General features: G+C 60.9%; 14 protein-coding genes. 10 read left to right on the top strand and 4 right to left on the bottom strand.

Going from position 1 to position 12,922, the window contains the following annotated elements:
- The first annotated feature begins 174 nt into the window (after window positions 1-174).
- The 9 genes from G513_RS0114180 (at window position 175) to G513_RS0114220 (ending at window position 9,308) form a co-directional block, all read left to right on the top strand.
- Entirely contained in the window at window positions 175-630 is a 456-nt protein-coding gene (locus G513_RS0114180; RefSeq protein WP_022977515.1) for a DUF3237 domain-containing protein, read from the top strand.
- A complete protein-coding gene (locus G513_RS0114185; RefSeq protein WP_022977516.1) occupies window positions 627-2,081 on the top strand; it encodes a flavin-containing monooxygenase in 1,455 nt (484 codons plus the stop codon). Before G513_RS0114180 ends, G513_RS0114185 begins: the two co-directional genes overlap by 4 nt.
- Window positions 2,082-2,120: 39 nt before the next feature.
- The gene (gene curA / locus G513_RS0114190; protein WP_022977517.1) at window positions 2,121-3,146 is read left to right on the top strand and encodes an NADPH-dependent curcumin/dihydrocurcumin reductase; all 1,026 of its coding nucleotides are present in this window, start codon (window positions 2,121-2,123) and stop codon (window positions 3,144-3,146) included.
- A 14-nt stretch (window positions 3,147-3,160) separates the two neighbouring features.
- Window positions 3,161-3,481, top strand: a complete 321-nt coding sequence (locus G513_RS0114195; RefSeq protein ID WP_022977518.1) for a 2Fe-2S iron-sulfur cluster-binding protein — start codon at window positions 3,161-3,163, stop codon at window positions 3,479-3,481.
- A 50-nt stretch (window positions 3,482-3,531) separates the two neighbouring features.
- Window positions 3,532-3,849: a 2Fe-2S iron-sulfur cluster-binding protein gene (locus tag G513_RS0114200; protein ID WP_022977519.1), complete on the top strand. Its 318-nt coding sequence runs from the start codon at window positions 3,532-3,534 to the stop codon at window positions 3,847-3,849.
- A 78-nt stretch (window positions 3,850-3,927) separates the two neighbouring features.
- Complete coding sequence (locus tag G513_RS0114205) at window positions 3,928-5,757, top strand: acyl-CoA dehydrogenase (RefSeq protein WP_022977520.1); 1,830 nt, start codon at window positions 3,928-3,930, stop codon at window positions 5,755-5,757.
- On the top strand, window positions 5,754-6,542 hold the full coding sequence (locus G513_RS0114210) for an SDR family oxidoreductase (protein ID WP_022977521.1): 789 nt from the start codon (window positions 5,754-5,756) through the stop codon (window positions 6,540-6,542). Before G513_RS0114205 ends, G513_RS0114210 begins: the two co-directional genes overlap by 4 nt.
- Before the next feature lie 22 nt (window positions 6,543-6,564).
- A complete protein-coding gene (locus G513_RS0114215; RefSeq protein ID WP_211219680.1) occupies window positions 6,565-7,662 on the top strand; it encodes an alpha/beta hydrolase in 1,098 nt (365 codons plus the stop codon).
- Entirely contained in the window at window positions 7,659-9,308 is a 1,650-nt protein-coding gene (locus G513_RS0114220; protein WP_022977523.1) for a 3-(methylthio)propionyl-CoA ligase, read from the top strand. The genes G513_RS0114215 and G513_RS0114220 overlap by 4 nt, the downstream gene beginning before the upstream one ends.
- A 113-nt stretch (window positions 9,309-9,421) precedes the next feature.
- Here G513_RS0114220 and G513_RS0114225 read toward each other — a convergent pair whose 3' ends face one another.
- The gene (locus tag G513_RS0114225; protein WP_022977524.1) at window positions 9,422-9,835 is read right to left on the bottom strand and encodes a hypothetical protein; all 414 of its coding nucleotides are present in this window, start codon (window positions 9,833-9,835) and stop codon (window positions 9,422-9,424) included.
- A gap of 203 nt (window positions 9,836-10,038) precedes the next feature.
- Window positions 10,039-10,620 (bottom strand): RrF2 family transcriptional regulator, encoded by a 582-nt coding sequence (locus G513_RS23155; protein WP_022977525.1) that lies wholly within the window; start codon window positions 10,618-10,620, stop codon window positions 10,039-10,041.
- Between the two features lie 175 nt (window positions 10,621-10,795).
- On the opposite strand from G513_RS23155, the gene G513_RS0114235 reads away from it, so the two are divergent.
- On the top strand, window positions 10,796-11,413 hold the full coding sequence (locus G513_RS0114235) for a Fic/DOC family protein (RefSeq protein WP_022977526.1): 618 nt from the start codon (window positions 10,796-10,798) through the stop codon (window positions 11,411-11,413).
- A gap of 10 nt (window positions 11,414-11,423) precedes the next feature.
- Here G513_RS0114235 and G513_RS25965 read toward each other — a convergent pair whose 3' ends face one another.
- Both G513_RS25965 and G513_RS0114245 read right to left on the bottom strand, forming a co-directional pair.
- Window positions 11,424-11,582, bottom strand: a complete 159-nt coding sequence (locus G513_RS25965; RefSeq protein ID WP_022977527.1) for a hypothetical protein — start codon at window positions 11,580-11,582, stop codon at window positions 11,424-11,426.
- A gap of 53 nt (window positions 11,583-11,635) precedes the next feature.
- Complete coding sequence (locus G513_RS0114245) at window positions 11,636-12,919, bottom strand: DUF3422 family protein (protein ID WP_028475561.1); 1,284 nt, start codon at window positions 12,917-12,919, stop codon at window positions 11,636-11,638.
- Between the last annotated feature and the right edge of the window lie 3 nt (window positions 12,920-12,922).

Consider the following 12,922-nt stretch of genomic DNA (forward strand, 5'->3'; position numbering starts at 1 on the left):
GGCCCGTCCTCGGTTGCTTTATCGCGGCGGTCGCAAGCGCTAGCTACGTGCTCCGTGCAAATGCGGCCAGCGACGCTTCCATTTGAACGATCAATTTTAACGGCCGACTGTTCGCCAATTCGCATGACATCGAATCTCCTGCCATCACGCTGAAACTGCAAAGGTAAACCGACCATGACTCAATCGACACTCGAAACCCGCTGGCTGATGACGCTTCAGGGCAGTATCCCCAAGCCGGTCGTCATCTCTCCTTCGCTGATGATCTTCAATGTGCTGGACGCCACGATCGACAGTCCACGACTCAAGGCCAAGATTCTTCCGCCGAGCGGCGACTGGGTTCAGGTGCAGGACAACGGTAACTGGAAGCTCGATGTTCGCTTGCTGATGGAAGCCGATGACGGCTGTCCGATCTACGCGCAGTACAGCGGAATCCTGCGCATGGATCCCGGTCTCGGCGAGCGCTTGGCCAGCGGCGAGGAGATTCCGGGCAGCGAGCTGTATTTCCGCAGCGCACCTTACTTCCAGACACCGTCGGAAAAATATGGCTGGCTGAATAACGTCGTTGCGGTCGGCAAGATGCGTAGCTTCGGCGGCGGCAATGTCGTCTACGACATCTTCGAAGTCCTGTGAACGGCAAGCGCGAACCGCGGGTCATCATCATCGGTGCCGGCATGTCCGGCATGCTGATGGCGATCAAGCTGATCGAGTCGGGAATGGATAATTTCCAGATCTACGACAAGGCCAGCGAGATTGGTGGCACCTGGCGTGAGAACACCTATCCCGGTATCGGCTGCGACGTGGCGGCGCACTACTACACCTACCAGGACGTTCCTAATCCGGAGTGGAGCACGCGCCTACCGCAGGGTGCCGAAATCCAGAAATACCTGCTCGGCGTGGCCGAGCAGCGAGACCTGCGTCGACGTATCGCTTTTAACAAGGAAGTCGCCCGGGCCGATCACGATGGGCAGCGCTGGACAGTGCGTTTCAAGGATGGCGAGGTGGTTGAGGCGGATTTCGTGGTTGCCTGCTGCGGCCTGCTGCACCATCCGCGTTATCCCGACATTCCAGGACTTGGCGATTTCAAGGGCGCCAAGTTTCATTCCGCGCGCTGGGACCACTCGGTGCCGCTGGAGGGTAGGCGGGTCGGCGTTATCGGCAACGGTTCCACCGGCGCGCAGATCATCTCCAAGCTTTCAGAGCGCAAGCTGGATCTGAAAGTGTTCCAGAGAACACCGCAATGGATCTTTCCGCTCCCGGATCGCCGCTACTCGCAGATAGAAAAATCGTTGCTACGAGCTTTTCCCTGGGTCGGGCGGATCATCCACCATGTGTACCGGGTGGCGTTCGAGAATCTATTTGCTGCGGCGGTGCTCAAGCCCTGCTGGCAACGACGCCTGATGAGCTGGCTTTGCAAATGGAATCTGAATACCGTCAAGGACCCCGCGCTGAGAGCGAAGCTCACGCCGGACTATCAGCCGCTATGCAAACGCCTCGTCATGAGCATGGAGTTTTATCCGGCGATCCAGCGCGAAAACGTTTCCCTTGTCACCGATGAAATCGACCATATCGACGCCCGGGGTGTAGTGACCAAGGATGGTGTTCTGCATGAAGTCGATGTGCTGGCGCTTGCCACAGGCTTTGATGCGCATGCTTATTTCCGTCCACTCGAACTCCGCAATGTCCAGGGCAGAACTTTAAGTGAGGCCTGGAAGCAAGGTCCTTATGCATTGCGTACCGTTGCAGTGCCGGGCTTTCCAAACTTCTTCTTCACGCTGGGGCCGCAGAGTCCGATTGGAAATTTCTCTGCGATCAGCATCTCCGAGACGCAGATCAATTACATCCTGCGCTGCATCGAAATGTTCCGGGACGGCAAGTTCCGGACGCTTCATCCCACGCCGGAGGCCACCGAAAAGTTCAACGCCTTCATTCGCGCAGCCATGCCCGACACCATCTGGGTGACGGGCTGCACGAATTGGTACATGAGCAAGAACGGAGTGCCGTCGGCCTGGCCGTACAGCGGCAATCGCTTCCGCAAGGAACTGCGCGAGCCGAATCTTGCCGAGTACGAACTTGCTGTCTGAGTTGGCAATCCGCCGGATCCACCACTTATCGATGACACCATGAACAACCAACGCGTGGTACTGGCGAGCCGTCCCAATGGTTCGCCAACGCTGGAGAATTTTCGACTCGAAACGGCGCCGATCCGAGAACTGAAGGACGGCGAGGTCCTGGTCAAGACGCTGTATCTATCGCTTGATCCTTACATGCGCATGCGCATGAGTGACTCCGATTCCTATGCCGATCCGGTACAGATTGGCGAAGTGATGTTCGGTGGCACCGTGGGGCGGATTGTGGAATCTCGTCGCGACGGGTTTTCTGCCGGTGACCTGGTCACCGGCTATACCGGCTGGGAAAGTTTCAGCGTCACCGCTGACGAAACCCTGGCCCGTTTGCCGCGCAAGATGGCTCAACCCTCCCTGGCGCTGAGCCTGCTCGGAATGCCGGGGTTCACGGCTCATCACGGACTGCTCAATATCGGCAAGCCTGTGCCCGGAAACACCGTCGTCGTCGGAGCTGCCACAGGGGCGGTCGGATCCGTGGTCGGTCAGATCGCCAAGCTTAAGGGCTGCCGTGCGGTGGGCATCGCGGGTGGGACGGACAAGTGTGCCTATGCCGTCGACGAACTGGGATTCGATGCTTGCCTGGACCATCGATCGCCCAACTTTGCTTCCGAGCTCAAGGCAGCCTGTCCCGATGGGATCGATGTTTATTTCGAGAACGTCGGCGGCGAGATCCTGCGTGCTGTTTTGCCACTGCTCAATGACTTTGCCCGTATTTCCCTTTGCGGCCTGATCGCCTGGTACAACGGCGATCAGTCGGCCAAGCCTGTGCTCGCAGCAGAAGTATTGACACCCCTGCTGGTCAAGCGTGTGCAGATGCAGGGCTTCGTGATCATTGACCAGTATCCGGAGCACCACGCCAGCTTCCTTCGCGACATGCAGGGCTGGCTGGCCGAAGGAAAGATGAAGGTACGCGAAGACATCGTCGAGGGAATCGACAAGGCACCAGAAGCGTTCATTGGACTTCTCGAAGGGAAGAACTTTGGAAAGCTTGTCGTCCGTGTCGCGAGCGATGACAGCCGCTGATAGGGGATCGTCATATGCGTCGGGTCACTTTCACTGAACACGATGGCCGTAGCCGAATCATAGATGCTGTGGACGGACAGACCTTGATGCAGGCCGCCACACAGAATGGTGTGCGCGGGATCATCGCCGAGTGCGGTGGTGCCCGCGTCTGCGGCACCTGCCATTGCTACATCGACGAGCCTTGGCTGAACGCGACCGGCACGGCGTGCGAGGACGAAAGAATGCTCTTGGAATTCTCCGAGAACTATCGTCCCAACAGCCGCCTCAGCTGCCAGATTCTGGTATCCGCAGCAATCGAGGGCATGGTGGTGCACCTGCCATCTTCGCAGCCCTGAGCAGTGACTCCCTGAACTGCATCCACGTTTCCGAGCAGCCTGCGAAAGCCATGAGCAAAATCATTTTCATCGAGCACGATGGCAGCCAGCACATCGTTGAGGCCGAAAGCGGCGAGAGCCTGATGCAGTGCGCGCTGAACCACCGCGTGCCCGGTATCGTCGGCGATTGCGGCGGCTGCTGCAGCTGTGGCACCTGCCACGGCTACATTGATACACATTGGCAGCTGGCCGCCGGCGAGCAGAGTGATGACGAGCGCCTGATGCTGGATGGCGCCGACCATGAGCAGCCCAACAGCCGACTGACCTGCCAGATCCGGATGTCCCCGGCGCTGGACGGAATCATCGTCCGCCTCCCACCCCCGCTGTGATGCGCAACGGAACCGGATCATGCAGATCCCTGGTGGCCGTCCGGCTGATCCCTGCCCAATTTCAAACGAATACCTTTTATGTCTGGCACAACGTCTCTGTTGCTTTCCCGGCGCGATCTCGAATTCATGCTGTACGAATGGCTTGATGTTGAGGCGCTGACCAAGGCGCCGCGTTTCGCAGATCATTCCAGAGAAACATTTGATGCGGTGCTCGATACTTTCGAGCGCATCGCCACCGATCTGTTCGAGCCGCATTATCAGAAATCCGATCGCGAAGAGCCGCTGTTCATTGATGGCAAGGCCAGACTGATTCCGGAAATCGCTACCGCGCTCAAGGCGGTTGCGGAATCAGGACTGATGGCGGCCGGACACGACTATGACCGCGGTGGCATGCAGTTGCCTTCGGTGATCGAGCGTACCGGCATGGCGTATCTGCAGGCGGCCAATGTGGGCACTGCCGCCTATCCTTTCCTCAGCATCGCCAATGCCAACCTGCTGGTGGCGCTGGGCAGCGAGGAGCAGATCAAACGCTTTGCAGAGCCCACACTCAAGGGCGAGTTCTTCGGAACCATGTGCCTGTCCGAGCCGCAGGCCGGATCCTCGCTGTCGGATATCAAAACCCGCGCGGAGTTTGAGGCTGAATCGGAACTCGGCCTGCAATATCGGCTAACCGGCAGCAAGATGTGGATCTCTGCCGGCGAGCACGAGATCACGCGAAACATCGTCCATCTGGTATTGGCAAGAACGGTCGATGAAAGCGGCGCATCAATCCCCGGCGTCAAGGGTTTGTCGCTGTTCATCGTGCCCAAGTTTGTGGTGAATGCCGACGGCAGCGATGGCGAGCGCAATGACGTTGTCCTCGGTGGTCTGAACCACAAGATGGGTTATCGCGGCACCACCAATTGCTTGCTCAATTTTGGTGAAGGACGCGAGCATCAGCCAGGTGGTCGTGCCGGTGCGATCGGCTATCGCATTGGCGAGGCCGGCAAGGGCATGAGCTACATGTTTCACATGATGAACGAGGCGCGCATCGGCGTCGGCCTGGGTGCCACAGCGCTGGGCTACACCGGTTATCTGCACTCGCGAAAATATGCGCAGGAGCGGCTGCAGGGCCGCAGCTTGAAAGACCCGAGCACGCCGCAGCAGCGGATCTCCGACCACGCAGACGTCAAGCGCATGATCCTGGCGCAGAAGGTCTACGCCGAAGGTGCGATGGCGCTGAACATGTACTGCTCGGTGCTGATTGATCAGATGAGCACTTCAGAGGATGAGGCCGAGAAAAAGCGGCAGCATCTACTGCTGGAAATTCTCACGCCGATTGCCAAGAGCTGGCCGTCACAGTGGTGCGTGGTGGGTAACGACATGGCCATCCAGATTCACGGCGGCTACGGCTACACGCGCGAGTTCAAGGTGGAGCAGTTCTACCGTGATAATCGCCTCAATCCGATTCACGAAGGCACGCACGGGATTCAGGGACTGGATCTGCTGGGACGCAAGGTGGTGATGGAAAACGGCACTGCACTGGTCCTGCTCACGCAGCGCATCGGGCAGAGCATCGCAAAGGCGCGTGAATCTGCGAACGCCGAATTGCATCCAATGGCCGAGGCATTGTCCGAGCAGATGCAGCGTCTGGCGCAGGTCACCCGAATCTTGCTCGACTGCGAGGATCCCGCGCAGCGTCTTGCCAATGCAACGGCTTACCTCGAAGCCTTCGGGCACATCGTACTGGCGTGGATCTGGCTGGATCAGGCATTGGCCTGTGGCGATTCCCAAAGCCCGTTCCATCGGGCCAAGCGCAATGCCTGCAAGTTTTTCTTCGTCTACGAACTGCCGAGGATCGAGCCTCAGCTTGCACTGCTGGAGCGGTTGGATCGCATCACTCTGGACGCCAGCGAGGACATGCTATGAGCGCGAACACAAACACCTCGCCGTTTGATCTGTCCGGCCGCACCGCGCTGGTCACCGGAGGCTCGCGCAATCTTGGATTGCAGATGGCCAAGGCGCTCGGCAAGCAGGGCGCGCGTATCGTCATCTCCGCCCGCAAGATCGAAGAACTGGAGGCGGCGACGGCGGAACTGACGGGTATGGGTATCGAGGCGAACTGGATTGCCGCGGATTCCTCCAAGGAATCAGACATCACCAAACTGTCGGAGGAGGCCCTCAAGCTTGCAGGGCGCGTCGATATTCTCATCAACAACGCGGGCAACACCTGGGGCGCTCCGGCGGAGGACTATCCAACCGATGGCTGGGATCGTGTCTTCAACCTGAACGTGCGCGGGCAGTTCATCCTGACCCGCAACATTGCCAAGCAAAGCATGATCCCCGCCCGCTACGGGCGCGTGATCAACATCGCTTCGGTCGGTGGCCTGCAAGGTACGATGCCCGACGTCATGCGGGCGATTGCCTACAACAGTAGCAAGGGTGCCCTGATCAATTTTACCCGTGCGCTCGCCGCGGAATGGGGGCATTACGGCATCACTGTGAATGCTCTGGCCCCGGGTTTCTTTCCCTCGAATCTGACCAATGGCTTGATCGATGCGGTCGGCAATGAGCGCATGACGGCCAATGTGCCTGTGGGGCGCCTTGGTGGTGACGAGGATCTGATCGGCCCCGTACTCATGTTTGCAGCAGAGTCCAGCCGCTACGTTACCGGTCAGGTTCTGGCGGTCGACGGCGGCGCCAGCATTGTCTGAGCAAGCGGTTAGCAAGGACCCCGTGTCCATCCCGACTCGCGGCAGCGCCCTCAACATCACGCTGCAGAGCCACGCTGGCAAGCGCTCACGAAAAGCGGCTGGTTCAGCCGTCGATTTTCTCTGCGCGAACGCAAGCGTTTTCACGCGACAACCATCACGACTTTCATTGGAGCTAAGACCTGTGACAGAGCTCGATCCCTCGGCCCGGCTAGTCGTCGATGCGATGGCGGCAGCCGGCCAGCCCGGCCTGGAAACCTTGTCTCCTGCAGAGGCTCGCGCAGCCTTCGCGATCGGCATGTCGATGCTTCAGGCCCGGCCGATCGAGGTGGGTCCGATCCAGGATCTGGTTGCGGAAACCGCGCATCGCGCGATTCCGATGCGCAGCTACAGGCCGCTGAGCGTTGACCCGCAGACGCCGGCCCCCGCGATCGTGTTCTTCCACGGCGGTGGTTTTTACCTGGGAGACCTGGAAGTGTTTGATCGCCAGTGCCGTCGCCTGTGTCGGGCAGCGAACTGCGTGGTGATCTCGGTCGATTATCGTCTCGCGCCGGAACACAAGTTCCCTGCGGCACCGCAAGACGCCTTTGCTGCCCTCAAGTGGATTGCGGCAAACGCAGGCCGGCTCGCTATTGACGCTGAGCGGCTTGCAGTGGCGGGAGATTCCGCCGGCGGCAACCTCGCCGCCGTGGTCTGCCTGATGGCCCGTGAAGCTGGCGCGCCAACCATCTCGCACCAGACGCTGATCTATCCCGCGACCAATTTGTCCGCTGAGCCGATCGACGGTCTGTTTCTGACCGAGGCGATGATGCGTCACTTCCTGGCCGTCTATATGGGCTCGGAAGCGGACGCCAAGGACTGGCGCGCATCTCCGGCCCTGGCGGAAAGTCATGCGCGATTGCCGCCGGCGACGGTTCTCGTCTGCGGCCACGATCCGCTGCACGACGACGGCCTTGCCTACAGCGCGGCATTGAAGAGCGCCGGTGTACCAGTGCAGGAACTGCGATTCTCGGGCCAGATTCACGGATTCCTGTTGATGGACGCGGCCATCCCCGAAGCGGCGACAGCGATGGATAAGATCGGTCGCCTGATTCAATCCGCGTTGAAGAGGACCCCGCGATGAAGGGCCAGATGATGAATCAGCCGCTGCTCATCAGCGGACTGCTGCGCCACGCCGAAACCTGTCACGCCGACACGGAAATCGTGTCGCGTATCGTCGAACCGGCAAGCGGCGATGCACGCTTCCATCGTTACGGCTGGAAAGACCTTGCGGCGAGAGCTCGGCAGCTGGCGAATGCCTTGAAGCGTTTGGGTGTTCAGCAAGACGATCGCGTCGGAACACTGGCCTGGAACGGCTACCGACACGTCGAGCTGTACTACGCCATCTCCGGTAGTGGCGCCGTGACTCACACGATCAATCCGCGCCTGTTTGCGGAACAGATCGTGTGGATGATCAATCACGCCGAAGACCAGGTGCTGTTCTTCGACATCAATCTGGCACCGCTGGTCGAGCAACTCGTGCCGCAATGCCCAACGGTCAAACATTGGGTGGCGATGACCGATGCCGCGCACCTGCCGACTCATAACATTCCAGACTTGCTCTGCTACGAAACGCTGCTTGTGGCCGAGGACGACGCATTCAGCTGGCCGCAGTTTGATGAGAATCAGGCGTGCTGCCTGTGCTACACCTCGGGGACCACCGGCAATCCCAAGGGAGTGCTGTATTCGCATCGTTCGACTTTGCTGCACACGTATGCCTCGGCGCTGCCGGATGTGCTCAATGTCTCCGCCTGCGACACCGTGTTGCCGGTGGTGCCGATGTTCCATGTCAATGCCTGGGGCATTCCTTACGCTGCTGCGCTGGTCGGCTTCAAGCTCGTGCTGCCGGGCCCCGCGCTGGACGGCGCCAGTCTTTGCGAGTTGTTCAACAGCGAGTCGGTGAGTTTTTCAGCAGGCGTGCCAACGATCTGGCTTGCGCTGCTGAATCATCTCCGCGAGCGACAAATGCAAGTACCGAGCTTGAAGCGCTGCTCGGTGGGCGGCTCGGCTTGTCCCGCGCCGCTCAAAGAGGCTTTCGAAAAAGAGTACGGCATCAAGCTGCAATCAAGCTGGGGCATGACCGAGACGTCGCCGCTGGGCACCTGCAATAGCCCCAAGTCTCGTCATCGCAGTTTGCCGGCGCAAGCGCAAGGCCATATCGAACTCAAGGCAGGGCGCCCGCCCTTTGGCGTCGAGTTGAAAATCGTCAACGCCGATGGTGATGCGCTGCCGCACGACGGCGTCGCGGCGGGCGACCTGATGGTGCGTGGTCAATGGGTCGTCGAGCGCTACTTCAGGGCCGACAGCAGCGCACTGGTTGACGGCTGGTTTCCCACCGGCGATATGGCTACGCTCGATGCGGATTGCATGCTCACGATTACGGATCGTTCAAAGGACGTGATCAAGTCCGGCGGCGAATGGATCAGTTCGATCGAACTCGAAGGCGTGGCGATGAGCCATCCGGCGGTGGCCGAGGCCGCGGTCATCGGAATCGTGCATCCACGTTGGGACGAACGGCCATTGCTGATCGTGGTCAAGCGCACGAATCTTGAAGTCTCAAAGGAAGAACTGATTGCCCACTTCACCGGGCGTATTGCCAAATGGTGGACACCGGACGATGTGGCGTTCGTTGACGAGTTGCCTCACACAGCAACCGGCAAGGTTCACAAGCTCGCGCTACGCAAGCAGTTCGCGGAATACAGCTTGCCAGAGACGCTTCAGAGCCGATAAAAGAACGGGGCCTCGGCCGATTTCTGCCAACTAGGAGAACCAACTATGCCAAGGCTTCAAAGCCGTGAGACCCGGCGGCGTTCTTTTCGTCCCGCTTTATTTTTGGCCGATGTTCAGTTGAACCAGCGCCGCAGCGCGAGCACGCCGAGCAGCGTGCCGATCAGTTCGCTGCCAGCGACGAATCCTGCCGAGACGATGAAGGTCATCTGGTGATCGCCGGGCGGCACGCAGGTGACATTGTCCGGCGAAATCAGGATGTAGTGATTGACGATGCCGAACACCAGCGCCGCCGCCATCGATCCGGTGTAGAGCACCACGCCGACTTTCTTCAGCTTCGTCCACAGCAGCGCCGCGGCCAGCAGCGGCAGGATGACAACTACCAGCCCAACGAAAGCCATCTTCGGCGGGTCCAGTTCCACCGGCACCGACAGATGAGCGCCGCCATGCCAGAGCGCGATTGCGCAATGAATGACGGCGAAGGTGCTGAGCACCGCTGCTGCCTGACGGGTGTTTCTGGTCTCGATCATGGTTGTTCTCCCCTTGGTTTTGTCGTTTGAGTTTTTGCCTGGTCCGCCGAACCGGTGAGTTCACCCCCTGAAGGGCGTGCGAATTGGGATGCGATGCAAGGAAGAAAGCACAGCAATAGTTGTTCTATTGCGAGCATTTCTGACGCCGCAGCGCGCCCAAGGCGTGCGTCCAGCAGGGGGTGGAATCTCATGGGTTCGGTGGACTAATGTTCCGGCCGTCGTCGCAGCTTCGACGCAGCGGCTTGCTTCGCTTGCGCAGTACGGCCTTCCGCTTGCGCTTCGGATCGCGCGGCCATCCGTCCGCTCAGCCAGACCTTGATTTCGGAGGGCAGGCCGGTTGGTGCCTTGCGGGCGACCGTCGTCGCCAGATCGGCCAGCGTGGCGCTGGCGAGTTCGGCGCGCATGCTTTGCTCGGCACGCAGCATCACCGCGTGGATCGAGCAGACGCCCTGGGTCGACCAGGCCGGTGCCTTGCCCTTGAAGATCGCGCAGCGGCCGCGGATTTCCTGGCAGTCGAACAAGGGCTTGTGGCCTTCGATGGCGTCGACCACGTCGAGCACGGTGATCTTCGCCGCCGGGCGCGCGAGCCGGTAACCGCCGTGGATGCCAGCGCTGGCGCTGACGATCCCGGCCTTCTCGAGCTTGGGAAAGATCTTCGCGACGAACGAGGGCGACACGCCCTGCAACTCGGCCAGATCACGGCTGCTGGCGGGCGCCGCATCGGGCGCCGACAGCCAGAGCAGGCAATGCAGCCCGTATTCGACACTATTTCCCAGATGCGCCATAACGCGGAGTTTAGTTGTCCGCGTTTAATGGTGCAAACCGAGCGATCGTTGCGAGCTACGGTATGTTTGCGCGACAGTTCTGCACTGAGGGCGTGTTCCGTGGCGCAATCACCGATCGGCTCTGGAAAGTCAGTTCAAGCGGGCAGCCTGCCAGTCACTGGCCGTAGAACAGTCGATGACTGACCGCTACCAAGCCGATGGTCCGCAAGTGGACTTCGAGCCAGGTTCAGGCGGGCAGGTGCTGGCCAACAAGCTGGGCATCACCGAAATCGCCGACATCGAAGAAGCCGAGTTGATACTGCTCGAGAAGCTCTACGACGCAGTACTGGTCGACGCGCTGCCGGAACGCGCATTGACGGTGGCCGATCTGAGGATCTGGCATCGCCGCTGGCTAGGCAACGTCTATTCCTGGGCTGGCGAGGAGCGCTCGGTCAATCTGAGCAAGGGCGACTTCCATTTTGCGATTGCAGCGCAGATTCCAAGGCTGTTGAGCGTTCTGGAGCGGGACTGTCTGCTGCGCTTCACGCCTTGTGATTCCCTGACGGATGAGGCGTTGATCGAAGCGATTGCCGTGACCCATGTCGAATTCATCCTGATCCACCCGTTTCGCGAGGGAAACGGCCGCTTGTCTCGTCTGCTTGCAGACGTGATGGCGGTGCAGGCTGGGCGCGATCCGCTGGACTACAGCCCTTGGGATGCCGATCGACAAAGCTACTTCGATGCGATCCGGCGAGGGCTAGCCAATGACTACGAGCCGATGAAGCAGCTGGTAGCGACTGCGCTCGGGGTTTGATCTGTCGGGATCAGCGGGCGAGACGCAGCTTGTCGAACTTGCTGGTCTTGCTGCGCAACGTCTGCTCGATCTGCTCGATGCGTTGCCCGGTTTCAATCGCAGTCGAGCTGGCCACGGCGCGAATGATGGCTTGCTTGCTCGGGGTTTTCCTGGCGCGTTTGGTGGTCACGAGTGCTTGCCGGTCAGGTTGCTGTTGATGGTTTCAGTATAGCGGCTGGCCTTTCACGCATCCGCGGCGTGCAGCTTCCGGTGCATGCGCCGCAGGCCCAACCAGACACTGATGAACAGCATCGGCAGCGCCAGGCCGACGACCAGATCCGGATCGATTGGCAGATGCGCCGCCTTGCCGGCCTTGGCCAGGTAGCCGACCAGCCCGGAGGCGTAATAGACGATCGCTGCCACGGACAGACCTTCCACCGTCTGCTGCAGGCGCAGCTGCAGGCCGGTGCGGCGTTCCATCGACGCCAGCAGCGCCTGGTTCTGGCGCTCGCGAGTGATGTCGACGCGGGTCGACAGCAGGCCGCTGACCTTGGCGACGCGATCGGACAGCTCGTGCAGGCGCTTCAGCGTGTGCCGGCAGGTCGACACCGCCGGGCTCAGGCGGCGCGCCATGAATTCGCCGATCGGTTGCACGGCCGGCAGCCGGCGTTCGCGCAGTTCCTCGATGCGGGTGCTGACCAGTGCGTGATAGGCGATGCAGGCGTTGAAGCGGAACTCGGTGGTCGCCAGGCTGCTTTCGACGGCGGCGGCCAGCTGGGTCAGTTCGTGCAGCAGCGCTTCATCGGCCACCGCGCCGTCTTCGGCGGCAATCTGCTCGGTCAGTGCGCCCAGCGACTGCTCGATCGCCCGCGTCCGCGGCGCCTGCGCACGCGCCACCGGCAAGGCCAGCAGCGCCAGCACTCGATAGACCTCGATCTCGAACAGCCGCTGCAGCATCCGGCCGGCCTGCCGCGGCGTGAAGCTGCGATCGAGGATCAGGAAGCGCGAGAAGCCGTCGTCGTGAATCCGGAAATCGGTATAGGCCTGACCAGCGCCATCGCCGATCTCCCCGCCGACGGCGATGTTGTTCTCGAAGTGCTCGTCGAGCAGCGCGCTGGGTGCCGGGCCGTCATCGGCTTCGATCAGCAGCGCATTGGCGGCGACCAGGGTCTGGCCCGGCAAGCCGGCCAGCCAGCCCCTGGGCAGCAGGCTGACGGCCGACTCCGCGAACGGCGCGGCACCTGGGCCGGGCACGAACAGCGTGATGCCGGAGAACTCGCCATGCCGTTCCCACTTCAGCGTGATGTCGCCGAGCTGCACGCTGAACTGCAGGGTGCCGTCCGGTGGCGAGGTCACGCCGTATTCGGCGCACAAGCGCTGCAGATGGGCGAACTCCCGCTCGCGATCCTCGGCGGCAACCAGCAGCGCGATGTGAGTCGCGCGGCTCGGTGTGAACGCGGAGGTTGATGGCCGGGCATGAACCTCGTCGGCGACGATCAGGCGTTGCGGATGGTTGGCCGGCAGCATCGT

This window comes from Nevskia ramosa DSM 11499 (assembly GCF_000420645.1).
In the GTDB taxonomy this organism is placed as follows: Bacteria; Pseudomonadota; Gammaproteobacteria; order Nevskiales; family Nevskiaceae; genus Nevskia; species Nevskia ramosa.